At 72.9% G+C, this 15,246-nt stretch carries 15 protein-coding genes and 2 pseudogenes; 14 read left to right on the top strand and 3 right to left on the bottom strand.

The genetic code is table 11. From position 1 onward, the window contains the following. Positions 1–61: 61 nt before the first annotated feature. Entirely contained in the window at positions 62–1,177 is a 1,116-nt protein-coding gene (locus tag B1L11_RS00460) for an FAD-binding oxidoreductase (protein WP_256862101.1), read from the top strand. A gap of 2 nt (positions 1,178–1,179) precedes the next feature. After that, positions 1,180–1,413, top strand: a complete 234-nt coding sequence (locus tag B1L11_RS49455) for a BBE domain-containing protein (RefSeq protein ID WP_256862100.1) — start codon at positions 1,180–1,182, stop codon at positions 1,411–1,413. On the opposite strand, the gene B1L11_RS00455 is transcribed toward B1L11_RS49455, so the two are convergent. After that, positions 1,414–2,097 (bottom strand): DUF4097 family beta strand repeat-containing protein, encoded by a 684-nt coding sequence (locus B1L11_RS00455; protein WP_079312100.1) that lies wholly within the window; start codon positions 2,095–2,097, stop codon positions 1,414–1,416. A gap of 147 nt (positions 2,098–2,244) precedes the next feature. Between B1L11_RS00455 and aceB the strand changes: the two genes are divergently transcribed. The 7 genes and pseudogenes from aceB to B1L11_RS00425 all read left to right on the top strand — a co-directional run bounded on the left by aceB (position 2,245) and on the right by B1L11_RS00425 (position 8,958). Further along, positions 2,245–3,834 carry a malate synthase A gene (gene aceB, locus B1L11_RS00450; protein WP_079312098.1) on the top strand — a complete coding sequence of 530 codons (1,590 nt, stop codon included), beginning with the start codon at positions 2,245–2,247 and terminating at the stop codon, positions 3,832–3,834. A gap of 24 nt (positions 3,835–3,858) precedes the next feature. Continuing rightward, a pseudogene (locus B1L11_RS00445) lies at positions 3,859–5,309 on the top strand (FAD-linked oxidase C-terminal domain-containing protein). Then, entirely contained in the window at positions 5,309–6,682 is a 1,374-nt protein-coding gene (locus B1L11_RS00440) for an FAD-binding oxidoreductase (RefSeq protein WP_079312096.1), read from the top strand. The pseudogene B1L11_RS00445 and the gene B1L11_RS00440 overlap by 1 nt, the downstream one beginning before the upstream one ends. Before the next feature lies 1 nt (position 6,683). Further along, positions 6,684–7,934, top strand: a complete 1,251-nt coding sequence (locus tag B1L11_RS00435; RefSeq protein ID WP_079312094.1) for a (Fe-S)-binding protein — start codon at positions 6,684–6,686, stop codon at positions 7,932–7,934. A 28-nt stretch (positions 7,935–7,962) separates the two neighbouring features. Continuing rightward, a pseudogene (locus tag B1L11_RS49450) lies at positions 7,963–8,076 on the top strand (helix-turn-helix domain-containing protein); the annotation flags it as partial. Positions 8,077–8,198: 122 nt separating this feature from the next. Further along, entirely contained in the window at positions 8,199–8,696 is a 498-nt protein-coding gene (locus tag B1L11_RS53650) for an IclR family transcriptional regulator C-terminal domain-containing protein (protein WP_306291579.1), read from the top strand. Between the two features lie 43 nt (positions 8,697–8,739). Next, on the top strand, positions 8,740–8,958 hold the full coding sequence (locus B1L11_RS00425; protein WP_079312092.1) for a DUF2277 domain-containing protein: 219 nt from the start codon (positions 8,740–8,742) through the stop codon (positions 8,956–8,958). Between the two features lie 5 nt (positions 8,959–8,963). Here the strand turns inward: B1L11_RS00425 and B1L11_RS00420 are convergent, their stop codons facing one another. Beyond that, positions 8,964–10,802, bottom strand: coding sequence for a M48 family metallopeptidase (locus B1L11_RS00420; protein ID WP_218670813.1), 1,839 nt, complete (start codon positions 10,800–10,802; stop codon positions 8,964–8,966). 104 nt (positions 10,803–10,906) lie between these two features. On the opposite strand from B1L11_RS00420, the gene B1L11_RS00415 reads away from it, so the two are divergent. After that, positions 10,907–11,809: a hypothetical protein gene (locus tag B1L11_RS00415; RefSeq protein WP_079312089.1), complete on the top strand. Its 903-nt coding sequence runs from the start codon at positions 10,907–10,909 to the stop codon at positions 11,807–11,809. A gap of 321 nt (positions 11,810–12,130) precedes the next feature. On the opposite strand, the gene B1L11_RS00405 is transcribed toward B1L11_RS00415, so the two are convergent. Next, entirely contained in the window at positions 12,131–12,547 is a 417-nt protein-coding gene (locus B1L11_RS00405; protein ID WP_079312085.1) for a VOC family protein, read from the bottom strand. 164 nt (positions 12,548–12,711) lie between these two features. On the opposite strand from B1L11_RS00405, the gene B1L11_RS00400 reads away from it, so the two are divergent. The 4 genes from B1L11_RS00400 to B1L11_RS00390 all read left to right on the top strand — a co-directional run bounded on the left by B1L11_RS00400 (position 12,712) and on the right by B1L11_RS00390 (position 15,205). Next, positions 12,712–13,380 carry a hypothetical protein gene (locus tag B1L11_RS00400; RefSeq protein WP_079312083.1) on the top strand — a complete coding sequence of 223 codons (669 nt, stop codon included), beginning with the start codon at positions 12,712–12,714 and terminating at the stop codon, positions 13,378–13,380. Between the two features lie 100 nt (positions 13,381–13,480). Further along, the gene (locus B1L11_RS53645) at positions 13,481–14,026 is read left to right on the top strand and encodes an RNA polymerase sigma factor (RefSeq protein ID WP_306291576.1); all 546 of its coding nucleotides are present in this window, start codon (positions 13,481–13,483) and stop codon (positions 14,024–14,026) included. Then, positions 13,974–14,174: an RNA polymerase sigma factor gene (locus tag B1L11_RS53640; protein WP_306291578.1), complete on the top strand. Its 201-nt coding sequence runs from the start codon at positions 13,974–13,976 to the stop codon at positions 14,172–14,174. The genes B1L11_RS53645 and B1L11_RS53640 overlap by 53 nt, the downstream gene beginning before the upstream one ends. Next, complete coding sequence (locus B1L11_RS00390; RefSeq protein ID WP_079312081.1) at positions 14,174–15,205, top strand: CU044_5270 family protein; 1,032 nt, start codon at positions 14,174–14,176, stop codon at positions 15,203–15,205. The genes B1L11_RS53640 and B1L11_RS00390 overlap by 1 nt, the downstream gene beginning before the upstream one ends. Positions 15,206–15,246: the final 41 nt, after the last annotated feature.

Below are 15,246 nucleotides of genomic sequence, written 5' to 3'. Positions count from 1 at the left end.
TGTAGCAGGGTTGATCGCGAGCGGGGCCGACCGGCGCCGCCGGACGCAGCAGGAGGAGAGCGTGACAACCCTGGGAACCGACCTTCGCCGCACGGTACGCGGGCAGGTCCTCGTCCCCGGCGACGACGGATTCGAGACCGCGCGGCTGCCGTGGAACCGGGCGGTCGACCAGCGGGTGGCCGCGATCGTGGAGGTCGAGGACGCGGCCGACGCCGCCGCCGTGGTCCGCTGCGCGAGGCTGGCCGGCCTCGCCGTCGCGGCGCAGCCGAGCGGGCACGGCGCCACGACCCGCCTCGACGGGACGATCCTGGTGCGCACCGGACGGCTGCGCGGCGTGGAGGTCCTGCCGGAGCGGCGGACCGCCCGCGTCGAGGCCGGCGTGCAGTGGGGCGAGTTGCTGACCGCGACCGGCAAGCACGGGCTGACCGGCCTGCCGGGCAGCTCCCCCGTCGTCAGCGTCACCGGCTACACCCTCGGCGGCGGGCTCGGGTGGTTCGCCCGCAGGCACGGCTGGGCGGCCGGCGCCGTGCGCGCCTTCGAGGTGGTCGGCGCCGACGGCGCCCAGGCCCGCGTGACCGCCGACTCCGACCCCGACCTGTTCTGGGCGCTGCGCGGCGGCGGGGGCGACTTCGCGCTGGTGACGGCGATGGAGCTGGACCTGCACCCGGCGCCGCTGCTGTACGGCGGGCGCATGCTGTGGCCCGCGGAGCGGGCGCCCGAGGTGCTCGCCGCCTACCGGGAGGTGACCGCCGCGGCGCCCGCGGAGCTGACCGTCTGGTTCGCGATGGCGAAGTTCCCGCCGGTGCCCCAGGTGCCCGAGCCGCTGCGCGGGCTCGCCGTGGTCGCGGTGGACTCGACGTTCCTGGGCGGCGAGGAGGAGGGGCGCGACCTGCTGCGGCGGTTCGAGGACATCCCCGGCGTGCTGAGCGACAGCCGCGCGGCGATGCCCCTGGACGCCCTGGGCGGCATCTGCGCCGAGCCGACGCAGCCGGTGCCCGGCGCGGGCCGCGGCGAACTGCTGACCGGGCTCGGCGACGCCGTGGCGGACGACCTGCTCGCGGCCGTGGGCGACGTCGCCCCCTTGGCCACGGTGCAGGTGCGCCACCTGGGCGGCGCGCTGAGCCGGCCGCCGACGGCGGCGGGGCGTGCGGGCACATCGCCGAGCCGTACCTGCTGAACATGATCGGGCCGGTCCTGTCACCGGAGGCCGGGCAGGCGGTCAAGGCGCGGCTGGCGGAGATCGCGCGGGCGATGGCGCCGCACACGACCGGCCGCAAGCCGTTCACCTACCTGGGCGGCGACGAGAAGGCCGCCTCGGCGTTCGACGCGGACACGCTGGCCCGGCTGCGCGAGATCAAGCGCCACCGCGACCCTGACGGCGTCTTCCGCGCCAACCAGCCGGTGCTCGGGTAGCTACAGTTTGTTGACCTCGGCGTCGCCCGCTCCCGTCTTCACGACGATCGTGCGCGGCGCCGAGTGATCGACGGGAACCCCGATCTTCCCGTCCCCGATGCCGGTCTCGACGGTCACGTTGTACGTCGCCGCCGGCACCCACAGATGGGCGTCGCCCGCACCGGTCTCCGCGCGCACCAGGTCGGGCACGGCGGTGAACCGGAGCCTGACGTTGCCCGCCCCGGTGTTGGCCGTCACCTGCTTGCCGACCAGGCCACGGCTGTCGACGTCGCCGGACCCCGTGGTCACCTCCACCGGGCCGGTCGCGTCGCGCAGGGTGACGTTCCCCGACCCGCTGTCGAGCTTGAGCCTGACGCCATGCGGCACCTCGACCCGGTAGTCGACCCAGCAGTTGTCGCACTCGTAGGCCAGCGTGAGCGTGCCGCCGCTCACGCTGTGGCCGTCGGCGGGCTTGTCGCCCCGCCAGTGCCGGGTCTCGGTGACGTGGACGCCGGTCCTGCCGGTCTCAGTCACCACGATGTCGCCCGCCCCCGTGTGGGCGTCGATGGCCGTGACCGCGTCCTTGACGTCGTAGGACATCGTGTCCTGCTCCCCGCCGCCGATGTTCAGCTTCACGTCGCAGGCCGCCACGGCGAGGCTCATTCCCAGGACGGCCCCCACGACGGCCATCGTCTTGTGTCTCATGTCCTCGATCTTCGGCGATGCGTCGGGCGTCGCCCATCGGGGAATCCCCGGACCGCCCCCTGAGGAAGTCCCTGGCGTTGACCCCCGGCCATCCCCTGAAGTAGCGTCGATTCCACGATTCAGAACTATTTTTCCGGAAGGTGGAAAATGACGGAAGGCGTCGAGATCACAGGCCCCCTGCTGGACCGGTTCGACGAGATCCTCACTCCCGAGGCCCTCGGCTTCGTGGCCACCTTGCAGCGCGAGTTCGACCCCAGGCGCAGGGAACTGCTCGCCGCGCGTCAGGCGCGGCAGGAGGAGCTGTCCGCGGGCGGCATGCTCGATTTCCTTCCCGAGACCGCCCACGTCCGGGAGTCCGAGTGGCGGGTCGCCCCGCCGGCTCCGGGGCTGGAGGACCGCCGGGTCGAGATCACCGGTCCCGTCGACCGCAAGATGACGATCAACGCACTCAACTCCGGCGCCAAGGTCTGGCTGGCCGACTTCGAGGACGCCAACTCCCCGACCTGGGAGAACACGATCAACGGGCAGCTCAACCTGCGCGACGCCCTCGACCGTACGATCGACTTCGAGTCGGGCGGCAAGACGTACGCGCTGCGGCCGGACGAGGAGCTGGCCACGATCGTGGTCCGCCCGCGCGGCTGGCACCTGCCGGAGAAGCACATCCTGGTGGACGGCGCGCCGATGTCCGGGTCGCTGCTCGACTTCGGCCTCTACTTCTTCCACTGCGCGCGGCGGCAGATCGCCAAGGGCCGGGGGCCGTACTTCTACCTGCCGAAGATGGAGTCGCACCTGGAGGCGCGGCTCTGGAACGACGTGTTCGTCCGGGCCCAGGAGCTGCTCGGCATCCCCAGGGGGACGATTCGGGCGACCGTGCTCATCGAGACCTACCCGGCCGCGTTCGAGATGGAGGAGATCCTCTACGAGCTGCGCGAGCACTCCGCGGGCCTCAACGCCGGCCGCTGGGACTACCTGTTCAGCGTCATCAAGAAGTTCCGCACCCGGGGGCGGGAATTCCTGCTGCCGGAGCGCAACGCGGTGACGATGACCGCGCCGTTCATGCGGGCCTACACCGAACTGCTGGTGCGCACCTGCCACAAGCGCGGCGCGCACGCCATCGGCGGCATGGCGGCCTTCATCCCCTCCCGCCGCGACCCGGAGGTCAACAAGGTCGCGCTGGAGAAGGTGCGGGCCGACAAGACCCGGGAGTCGGGCGACGGTTTCGACGGCTCCTGGGTGGCCCACCCCGACCTCGTGCCGATCTGCCGCGAGGTGTTCGACGGCGTGCTCGGCGACCGGCCCAACCAGCTCGACCGGCTGCGCGAGGACGTCCACGTCACGGCCGAGGACCTGTTGTCGGTGTCCAAGACCCCCGGCGAGATCACCGAGGCCGGGCTGCGCAACAACGTGGACGTCGGCCTGCGCTACCTGGCGGCCTGGATGGGCGGCAACGGCGCCGCCGCGATCCACAACCTGATGGAGGACGCGGCGACCGCCGAGATCTCCCGCTCGCAGGTCTGGCAGTGGATCCACAACGACATCACGCTGGCCGACACCGGCGCGGTGGTGACACGGGAGCTCGTCGAGCGGATCATCGAGGAGGAGCTGGCCGGGATCGCCGCCGGGCCGGGCTACGACGAGAAGCTCTACGCGCAGGCAACGGCGCTGTTCAAGGAGGTCGCCCTTGACGACGACTTCGCGGAGTTCCTTACGCTTCCGGCGTACGAGCGGATGCCGTGACGATGTGAGGGGAAGCGGGAGCCGATGTCCGAGCTCGAACGGCTGACGGCACGGCTGGCGGCCGTGCTCCCGCCGGACGCCGTCATCACCGACCCCGTACGGCTGCGCACCTACGAGTGCGACGGGCTGACCGTCCACCGGGCCACGCCCGGGGTGGTCGTGCTGCCGGGGACGGCCGAGGAGATCGCCGCGGTCGTACGGCTGTGCGGCGAGCACGGCGTGCCGTTCGTCGCGCGGGGGTCGGGCACCGGCCTGTCGGGCGGCGCCCTCCCCCGCACGGACGGCGTGCTGATCGTCACCTCCCGCATGCGGCGGATCGTCGAGATCGACATCCCGAACCGCCGTGCCGTGGTGGAGCCCGGGGTGACGAACCTGGCGATCACCGAGGCGGTCCGCGACCGGGGGTACTACTACGCCCCCGACCCCTCCAGCCAGCAGGTCTGCTCGATCGGCGGCAACGTGGCGGAGAACTCGGGCGGCGCGCACTGCCTCAAGTACGGCTTCACGGTCAACCACGTGCTCGCCGCCGAGATCGTCACGCCGGACGGGGAGATCGTGGAGCTGTCCGCCCAGGACCCGGGCTACGACCTGCTCGGCGCGTTCGTCGGCTCGGAGGGCACGCTCGGCATCGCCACCAAGATCACCGTACGGCTGTCGCGGGCGCCCGAGGCGGTCACGACCCTGCTCGCCGCCTTCACGGGCATCGAGGCCGGCGGGCACGCGGTGTCGGCGATCATCGCGGCGGGCGTCGTGCCCGCCGCCATCGAGATGATGGACGCGCTGGCGATCGAGGCGGCCGAGGCCGCCGTCCACTGCCGTTACCCCGCCGGGGCGGGAGCCGTACTGGTGGTGGAGCTGGACGGCCCGCGCGCCGAGGTGGAGCACCAGTTCGCCGAGGTCGAGCGGATCTGCCACGAGAGCGGCGCCTTCGAGATCCGGGTGGCCGCCTCCGCCGAGGAGCGGGCGGCCATCTGGAAGGGCCGCAAGTCGGCGTTCGCCGCCGTGGGCCGGATCAGCCCGGCGTACATCGTGCAGGACGGCGTGGTGCCGCGGACCGCGCTTCCCCGCGTGCTCGCCGGGATCGACCGGCTGCAGGAGGAGTACGGCATCCGCGTGGCCAACGTCTTCCACGCGGGCGACGGCAACCTCCATCCCCTCGTGCTGTTCGACGACTCCGTGCCCGGCGAGGCCGAGCGCGCCGAGACCGTGAGCGGGCGCATCCTCGACCTGTGCGTCGACACGGCGGGTCGATCACCGGGGAGCACGGCGTCGGCGTGGACAAGGCCCGCTACATGCCCCGGATGTTCACCGAGGACGACCTCGACACCATGCAACTCGTGCGGTGCGCGTTCGATCCCCGTGGTCTCGCCAACCCCGGCAAGATCTTCCCCACCCCGCGCCTGTGCGGCGAGGCGCCGGGAGTGCGCAGGGGCGCTCACCCCCTGGTCGAGGCCGGCCTCGCGGAGCAGTTCTGATGGACGCGCGGGACGCTCTGGAGGCGCTGGAGGCGACCGGCGTGGCCGGGCGCGCGGCCGGCGACGGGGACGAGGTCGCGGGCGTGCGGCCGCGCTGGGTGGCGCTGCCCGAGTCGGCCGAGGAGATCGCGGCCGTGATGCGGGTCTGCGCCGCGCACGACCTGGCCGCCGTCGCGACGGGCGGCGGGACCAAGCTGCACTGGGGCGCCCCGCCCGCCCGCTGCGACGTGCTCGTGGACCTGTGCTGCATGAACCGGGTGCTGGAACACGCGGCGGGCGACCTGGTCGTCCGGGCGCAGGCCGGGGTGACCGTGGAGGCGCTGGCGCGCGCTCTGGCCGAGGGTGGTCAGGAACTCGCGCTCGACGTTCCCGTCCCGGGCACCACGGTCGGCGGGCTGCTGGCCACCGGGATCGCCGGGCCGCGCAGGTTCCGGTACGGCACGGCCCGCGACCTGCTCATCGGCGTCACGGTCGTACTCGCCGACGGCACGATCGCGAAGTCGGGCGGGAAGGTCGTCAAGAACGTCGCCGGATACGACCTCGGCAAGCTGTTCACCGGCTCGTACGGCACGCTCGGGATCATCGCGGACGCCACCTTCCGCCTCCATCCCCTGCCCGCCGCCCGCGCCTGGGTGACGTTCACCGTCGAACGTCCGGTGACGGAGACCGTCAAGCCCTACGTGTACGAGGGCAGGACGTTGGACAGCACGAGCATCGAAGCGGCCCCGGCCCTGCACGCCGTGATCCCGGCGGTGACCGAGTCACCGCTGGAGCCGAGCGCGGTGGAAGTGGACTGGCCCGACGTGGCGGGCCCCTGCACGGTGGCGGTCCTGGTGGAGGGCGCCGCCGCGGCCGAGCGCGCCAAGGCGCTGTGCAGCCTCGTCGGCGACGCCACGGGCGGGGTGGTCCAGGTGAGCGAGGAGCCGCCGCCGTGGTGGGGGCGCCTGCCCGAGCCGCCGGGGCCGGACGAGCCGCCGGGCCCCGAGGGCCGAGCCGCGGACGGCGGGGAGATCCTGCTGGAGGTCAGGAACATCCCCTATCGGCTGGCCGGGAGCTTCGTCGAGCCCTTCTGCGCGGCCCGCACGGCGGACGTGCGCGCGGCGGTGCGCGGTTCCCTGGCCTCGCACGTGTTCCACGTCGCGCTGCCGCCGGACACCGAACCCGGCCGGGTCGCCGGCTTCACCGGCGTGTTGCGCGACGACATGGAGGCGGACGGCGAGGGCCGCGTCGTCGTGCTCGCCGCGCCCCCGGAGGCCGCACGCCGCCTCGACCGGTGGGGGCGCGTCGGCGCGCTGCCGCTGATGCGGCGGGTCAAGGAGCGGTTCGACCCCGATCGCCGGCTGTCGCCCGGCCGTTTCGTCGGAGGCATCTGAAATGGACCCCGAACTGATCAAAGACTGCGTGCACTGCGGGTTCTGCCTGCCCACCTGCCCGACGTACGTGCTGTGGGGCGAGGAGATGGACTCCCCGCGCGGGCGCATCCACCTCATGGGGCAGCACGTCGAGGGCACCCCCCTCACCGACGCGATGGCCGGCCACTTCGACGCCTGCCTGGGCTGCATGGCGTGCGTCACCGCGTGCCCGTCCGGAGTGCGGTACGACCGATTGATCGAGCAGACGCGCGCGGTCGTCGAGCGGGAGCACGTGCGCCGCCCGGACGAGCGCGCGATCCGGGCGCTGGTGTTCGCGCTGTTCCCCTACCGGCGCAGGCTGCGGGCGATGCGGCTGCCCATGCGGCTGGGCAGGCGCCTGCAGCCGTTCCTGGAACGGGTCAACCCCTCCCTCGGCGCGATGGCCGAACTGGCGCCCGCCGTCCCCCGGCCCGTACGGCTGCCGCCGCTCGTGCGGGCGAGGCGACGGCGCAGGGCGCGGGTCGGGCTGCTCACCGGCTGCGTGCAGGGCGAGTTCTTCCCGCAGGTCAACGCGGCGACGGCCCGGGTGCTCGCGCTGGAGGGCTGCGACGTCGTGATCCCGCCCCGGCAGGGCTGCTGCGGGGCGCTGTCGCTGCACTCGGGCCGCGAGGCCGAGGCGCGGAGGTTCGCCCGCCGCACGATCGCCGTCTTCGAGCGGGCCGGCGTGGACGCCGTGGTGGTGAACGCGGCCGGCTGCGGGTCGAGCATGAAGGACTACGCCGAGGTGCTGGCCGGCGAGCCCGCCTGGGCGGCCCGCGCCGGGGCGCTGCGGACCCGGGACCTGGCGGAGTTCCTGACCGAGCTCGGACCGGCCGCCGAGCGCCACCCGCTGCCCGTCACGGTCGCCTACCACGACGCCTGCCACCTGGCCCACGCCCAGGGCGTGCGCGCCCAGCCGCGTGAGCTGCTGCGCGCGATCCCGGGGCTGGAGCTGCGGGAGGTCGAGGAGTCCGCGATCTGCTGCGGGTCTGCGGGCACCTACAACCTCTTCCAGCCGGAGGCGGCCCGGCAACTGGGCGACCGCAAGGCCGAGCGGGTGCTCGCCGCCGGCGCCGACGTCCTGGTGTCGGCCAATCCAGGATGCACGATGCAGATCGCGGCCTCCGTCCGCAGGGCGGGCAAGGGGGAGATCCGGGTCGCGCACACGGCAGAGGTGCTCGACGCCTCGCTGCGAGGCCTCGAACCCGGCATGCTGGGACGGTCCCCGCATTGAGGATGACACCGCCGAGGAGGAGGGCGCGGTGAGCGTGCAGAGCGTCGACCGGGCGCTGGACGTGCTCGAGGCACTGTCCGAGCACGGCGGCCAGGCCGGCCTGTCGGAGATCGCGGCCACGACCGGCCTGCCCTACGGGACGATCCACCGGCTGTTACAGACGCTGCTGGCCCGTGGGTACGTCCGGCAGGAGTCCGACCGGCGCTACGCCCTCGGCGGAGCGCTCGTGCGGATCGGCGGCGTGGCCGAGCGGATGCTCGCGGTCTGGGCCGAGCCCTACCTCGCGAGGCTCGTGGAGCTGTCCGGCGAGACCGCCAACCTCGCCGTGCTGGAGGGCGACTACGTCGTCTACGTGGCCCAGGTGCCCTCGCCGCGCAGGCTGCGGATGTTCGCCGAGGTCGGCCGCCGGGTGCTGCCGCACAGCACGGCCGTCGGCAAGGCCCTGCTGGCCGGGCGGGACGACGCGGAGGCGGTGTTCCGGCGCACCGGGCTGCCCGCCGTACGGACCGGACGATCACGGCGGTCGGCGAGCTGCTGGAGGAGCTCGGCCGGGTGCGCGCCCGGGGGTACGCGCTCGACCTGGGTGAGGAGGAGAGCGGCGTGCACTGCATGGCCGTGCCGGTCCACGACGGCGGGCGGGCCTTCGCGGCGATGTCGGTGTCCGGGCCGGCCGAGCGCATCGACGCGATCGACCGCGAGGAACTGGCCGCGATGCTGCGCAAGGTGGCCGAGGACTTCGGCGCCGCCGTCTTCCACTCCTGACCGCCGCTTCTGAAGACCCGGCCGGATCGGCCAGTATGGGGTCATGTGCCGAAGCATCAAGACCCTGCGCCCGCCGTTCACCGACGAGGTGACCGAGGAGGACATCCGGGCGGCGGCCCTGCAGTATGTCCGCAAGATCTCCGGCTTCCGTGCGCCCGCCGCGCACAACGCCGAGGCGTTCGACCGCGCGGTCGAGGAGATCACGCAGGCCAGCACGGCGCTGCTGGCCTCCCTCCAGGTCCGCGGCTCGACCGCCCGGTAGCCGCTCTAAACGCGTTCGAGCAGGGAGACGAGGCGCTTGCGGCTGCCGTCGTCCAGTTCGTCGCTGCTCCACCGTTCCCCGATCCGCAGGGTCGCGCCGCCGTACAGCACGAGCTCGGCGTCCAGCGGGACCTGCTTGTGGATCCGGACGCTCTCGATCTCCTCGAAGGCGACGAACCGGTTCCGCTCGGCCAGGCTCACCGCGGACGTCGCGGCGAGCAGCTCCCGCATGCGCTGCCGCCCGTTGTCCGACTTTCCGGGGTCCGCGACCAAGACGAGCCCGGTGGTCAACACGAACAGGTCGTGCTCGGCTCCGTCCGCCCGGACGTTCGCCAGCCCGCCGACGACGTCGGAGCCGAAGGTGCTCGGCGCCGTGTCCGCCGGTACGGCCCGGTGGATGTCGACGCCGAGCGCGGCCAGCTCCCCGAGTGCCTTGTCCAGGCCGCCCGGTGTGACCGCGAGCTTCGCGATTTCCTCCAGCGGCAGCTCGGTGCCGCGCACACCGCGGAACTCGGCCGGGCCGCTCCAGGAATGCCACCACCGCGCGACGCCGGACCGCAACGCGGCGAGCCGGAGCAGGGTCTCCAGCGGCTCGGCGAACAGCGGGCCCGCCTCCCGCCGGGTGGCCGTCGGGAAGAAGGGCTGCGCGATCGTCGTGAGCTGCCCGGCCGCGATGTACTCGGCCACGTCGGCCAGCCCGGCCACAGGCCGGCCGACCGTACGGGCGATCATGCGGAAGACCGCGTCGGCCTCGCGCTGCACTCGCGCGGCGAGGGCCGCCGCGGTGAGGTCGGGCCAGGGCAGCAGGGTGCGCTCTCCGCTGTCGATCGCCACGCGTTGCAGGGCGCGACCGGCCTCGGCGATGTCCGCGAGCAGCATCGCCGCCGGCCGCGTGTCGGGTGACGCCGTCGTGTGAGGCGCCGCCGCGAGGGCGGCGAGCCGTTCGGACAGGGGCGGGTGGGTGTCCCACCGGGAGCCGTTGTCGTCCGGCTCGTGGGCGCGCAGTTCGTCCAGCTCGTCCCGGCGCGCCTCCACCAGTGCGCCGAACCCGGCGAACAGGTCGGCCGGGGCGTACCCGGACTCCCAGCCGAGGTGGACGTACTGGCCGAGGAAGAAGCTCCACGCGGCGTCGAGGACGCGGATCTCGCGCAGCGCGCCGGCCGCGGCGTCGGCTCCGGCGGCCCGGGCCGACGCCAGGTCCGCCTCGAGTTCCTGGCGGCGCGACACGGCGTGGTCGACCAGGAGGTAGAGGCGGGCGTATCCCCGGAAAATCCATCCCGCCGGGTTGTGCGGGCCGATCCGCTCCAGCGTGTGAGCGATCACCAGCCTGCCCCGGTACGCGGGAGCGGACAGGCGGGTGTGCCGCTCGGAGTAGTGCCCGAGCTCGTGCGCGAGCACGGCCCGCATCTGCGCCACGGTCATCGTCTGCAGCAGCGGCAGCCCGACGTAGAGGCGCCGGTGTCCCCCGGCGAGGCCGAGGAAACGCGATTCCTCCTGTACCGCCGCGTTGGCCTCCGCGGTCAGCCAGATCTCGTCCGGCATACGGGTGCCCGCCTCCGCCGCCAGGTCGCGGACGGCCGCCCACAGCATCGGCGCCTGGTCGGCGGGCATGAGCAGGCCGGCGGGCGGCTCCGGGCGGGAGCGCACCGCGCGCCACACGCCGCGCCCGACCGCCCAGGTGCTGGCCGCGAAGAGCGGCCACAGCAGCTTCACCACGACCAGCCCGGCCAGCACGGTGGACAGCCACAGGGCGAGCGCCAGGAGCCCGGCGACCTGGGCGGCCGCCAGCACGAAGAACCCCGCGAGCATGGCCAGGCTGATCCCGGCCCGTATGCTGTTCGCCAATTCACACGCTCTCAATAGAGTTGATCGGCTATTTATGTACCATCCGTCGCATGTCTCTTAGGCTTTTTCGGAGAAGAAACGGAAATATCGATATCGATCCGGCTATGGGCGATCCGGGAGCCGCGGGGCTGCGGTCGGTGCTGATCGCCCGTGACTGGCGTTCCGCCCAGTCCTTTCTCGGATCCGTCACCGATCCGGACGACCGGGCCTTCTATGTGAACGTCTGCGGTTCCGTGGAAGGCGTGCAGGACTGGATCGACGAATGGATCGCGGCCGAGCCCGATTCGACGCTCCCGCTCCTGGTGAAGGGCGCGCACGGGATCAAGTGGGCGTGGGAGGCCCGGGGCGCGGCCGTCGCGGAGATGACCAGCGAACAGCAGTTCCGGGAGTTCCACCGGCGGCTCAAGGTGGCCGAGGACTGTCTCGACGAGGTCGTCGAGCGCGACCCGGACGACGTGGCGGCGTGGTCGTTCCTCGTCGTCTCCGCTCGGGGCCGCCAGGTGGGACGGGAGGAGACGTTGCGGCGATTCCACGCGGCGACGAGCAGGCATCCCGGGCACGTGCACACGCACTCGCAGATGCTGCAGTGGCTGTGCGCGAAATGGTTCGGCAGCGAGGAGGAGATGTTCGCCTTCGCCCGGCGTGCCGTCACCGATTCGCCTCCGGGAAGCCCGCTGGGCAGACTGGTCGCCGAGGCGCACCTGGAGAAATGGCTGTCGCTGGACCGGGGTGAGGACGAGGAATACATGGCGCGGCCCGACGTCCGGGCCGAGTTGCGCGCCGCCGCCGACCACTCCGTGCGGCATCCGGCCTACCGGCGGCGGCCGGGCTGGCCGGAAGACCACAACCTGTTCGCCTGCGCCTTCGTCCTTGCGGGTGACCACGTCGCGGCCAGGGAGCGGTTCGAGGCGCTCGGGGACCTCGTCACCGAAAGGCCCTGGAGCTATCTGGGCGATCCCGGCAGGGTCTGCGCCAGGATGCGCCAGGTCGCGCTCCGGCACGCCTAGTCACACGCCTAGATGATCTATTCCAAAGGATCGGCTGCGCGCATGAGGCGAGGGAGCCCAAAGTGCGGTTGTGACGCCCAGACCTGGACTCCCTCGCCACCGCACTGTAGGTGAAGACCGACGACGCGCTGAAGGCATCGCCGCATCTCGCGCCCTGGCGACCGGCTGTCGGAATTACCCCCGCCTGGAACGGCACCACGGCCGAACACCCGCCGGCGTCGTCGCCCGCGTCATGCAGCGCATCCTCACGCTGACCACCGCCATCTGGCACAACGACCAGAGCGGACAGCCCGTCCTGCGCTCACTGACCGCCTGCGACCACTAACCCTCCGGACCGATCATGTACGTGGACGGTGCCAGCGTGCGCAGGACATCGAACTCGTTGCCCTCGGGATCGGCCATGACCACCCAGCTCCGGCCGGAGCCCTGCCCCACGTCCACCTTGGCGGCGCCGAGGCCGAGCAGCCTGGCCACCTCGTCGTCGGTACTGCCGTCGATCGGGCTGACGTCGAGGTGGAGCCGGTTCTTCACGGTCTTGCCCTCAGGCACCCGAATGAACACCAGAGTGGGCGGCATCTGGCGGGCCCGGACCTCCTCGACGGTCGGCTCCCAGGAGCCGATCTCGACCTTGCCCTCGCTCCGGTCGATCACCTTGAAGTCCAGGACCGCGCACCAGAAGGCCGCGAGCCGCTCCGGATCGTGGCAGTCGACAACCAACTCGGTGAACCTACTGGTCATGACTTCTCCAGACAGTGCGGACGGGGGCTTAGCCTATGGGGCCGCGCCATCCGTCCGGCAAGTCCGGGGTGGCTACGACAACTAACCCTTGGAATCGATCACCTAGTCGCACCCGGGCGACCGGGTCCAAGCGAACCACAAGTGCCGGGCGCGACAGTGGCCGCATGGGACTGATCTCCGACTTCCTCATGGCCCGGCGGCTGCGCAGAGGGCCCACGCTGCTGCTGCCGTACGCGCCCGACCCCGCGACCGTGCTGGAGACGGTGCGGCTGCACGACCCGCAGGCCGGGCCGTACGGGCGGGGGTTCAAGATCGGCGAGAACGTCGAGTTGCGCGGGCCGGTCGCGCTGACCCCGGAGCTGGCGGCCCGGGCGGGCCTCCCGGCGGGCTGGGCGACCGCGTTCTTCGCGCGCAACATCGACAGCGAGGCGGGCGGCGACTTCTCGCGGCCGAGCCTGCTCGTGCGGGGCCTGGCCGAGCGGCTCGGCGGCCGGGAGCACCCGGAGTGCCAGGAGCCGCCGGAGGACCTGGCCGAGGTCACCGGCGGGCGGCTCATCCCCGTGGACGAGGTGATCGGCCTGCTCGCGGACGAGGTGCCCGGCCTGGAGGTCACGACGGTGACCGACGCCGGCACGACGCTGCTCACCAGCGCCGAGAGCCCGATCGAGGTCTTCGTCACCGAATGGGACGGCGATGACGTGACGTACGAGCTGTCCGCGGACGGCGGTTACGGCACCGGCGTTCCCGCCGCCGCCCGGCGGGCCGCCCTCGCGATCGCCGACCGCACCGGCGGGGTGGCCCGCGACCACAACGGGTTCCTCATCACCGGCTGAGCACATCGGATGGAACCGGCCCGGCGGGTCCGGCGGAGTAGGGGCGAAGGGCGCGACGGCGCCCACGGAAGGATTCCCCTATGAACGGACAACACGGGTGGTGAGGACGGTCTCCGGCGACACGCGCTTCCCCGCGGCGGCCCCGGGTCGCTCGCCCGGCGGCTCCCGCGAGGCCGAACCGTACGGCGCCGAGACGTACGGCGCCGGGCCGGACGGCGCCGGGCCGGACGGCGCCGAGCCGAGCGACGCGGGGCTGATAGAGGCGTCGCTGACGGCACCCGAGCGGTTCGCCGGCGTCTTCGACCGGCACGCGGACGAGATCCACGCCTACGCCGGACGCCGTCTCGGCCCCGAGCACGCCGACGACGTCACGGCCGAGACGTTCCTCGTTGCGTTCCGCAAGCGGCACCGCTACGACACCTCCCGGCCGGACGCCCGGCCCTGGCTGTACGGCATCGCCGGCAACCTCATCTCGGGACACCGCCGGTCGGAGGTACGCCGACTGCGGGCGCTCGCCCGCGCGCCGCGCGACGCCGGCGAGCGCGGCGCCCACGAGGAGGAGCGCGGAGCGAGGTGCGGGCGAGCGCGCCGCCCTGCGGCCCGCCCTCGCCGCCGCGCTGGCCAGGCTGTCGGCCGCCGAGCGTGACCTGCTCCTGCTGGTCGCCTGGGCCGACCTCTCCTACGAGGAGGCGGCCGAGGCGCTGAAGATCCCCATCGGCACGGTCCGCTCGCGCCTGCACCGGGTGCGCGCGAAGCTGCGCCGCCATCTCGACCTTCCCGAGGAGAACGTGTGATGACCGACGAGATCGACCTGGTGGCGCGGGAGCGGCCCGACGTCGCGCCCTACTCCCTGGCGGCCAAGGCGGCCGTACGGCGGCGGCTGGCCGACCCGGCGGGCCGTCGCGCCCGCCCGCGCCCGCGTCCGTACCTGTTTCTGGCGGGCGGGACGGCGCTGCTCGCCGCGGCGGCGGGCGTCGTCGCCGTCACCACCGTGCTGACGGAACCGGAGGCCCGGCCGGCGAAGGTGAGCCCGGGAGTCGTGACGCTGCCGAAGGTGTCGGCCATGTCGGCCGAGGAGGTGCTGGGCAGGGCGGCCCGCGCGGTGACCGACCTGTCGCCGCGTGACGACCAGTTCGTCAGGGTCAGCTCCCAGACGATGTACGAGGCCGACGTGGTCGGCGAGGGCGAGAAGGAGTCGCGCTACCTCTACCGGACGAAGCGGACGATCTGGTTGTCCGCCGACGGCACGAGGGACGGCGCACTGAAGGTCGAATATCTGGAGCCCCACGCCTATCCCGGCTGGCCGATCCCGCCGGAGGCGTACAAGGAGAAGGGCACCGAGTGGATGCGGCTCCCCGCCTGCAACAGCGTGCGGGACACCGCCTACACGAACCTGAAGAAGCTGCCCGCCGACCCGGAGAAGATGCGCGGCTACCTGTACGACCGGCCGCACGGCGACAATCCGCCCGACACGGGGGCGTGGACGGCCGTCGGCGACCTGCTGCGGGAGACGTACGTGCCGGCGCCCCAGCGCGCGGCGCTGTTCAAGGCCGCCGCCACGATCCCCGGGGTCACGGTGACCGAGAAGGTCGAGGACGCGGCGGGCCGGACCGGCATCGGCGTCGGCCGGGTCTCCGGCGGGGTGCGCGAGGAGATCATCTTCGACCCGTCCACGTATGAGCTGCTCGGGGAGCGCGGCATCGTGGTGGACGAGAAGGAGGCGAAGGCGCCCGCCGGGAGCCTGGTGGCCTCGACCGCCCAGCTGGAGGTCACGGTCGACGACACCGCGCCCGAGGTGAAGGACCCCGACTCCGGCTGCCTCTGATCCCCCGCCTGTACGGGCGGCGATTTGTCGGTGGTGATCTC

The organism is Microbispora sp. GKU 823, assembly GCF_002027145.1.
In the GTDB taxonomy this organism is placed as follows: Bacteria; Actinomycetota; Actinomycetes; order Streptosporangiales; family Streptosporangiaceae; genus Microbispora; species Microbispora siamensis.
Note: the sequence above shows the minus strand (reverse complement) of the source record. Positions and strands in the feature narration are given on the sequence as shown.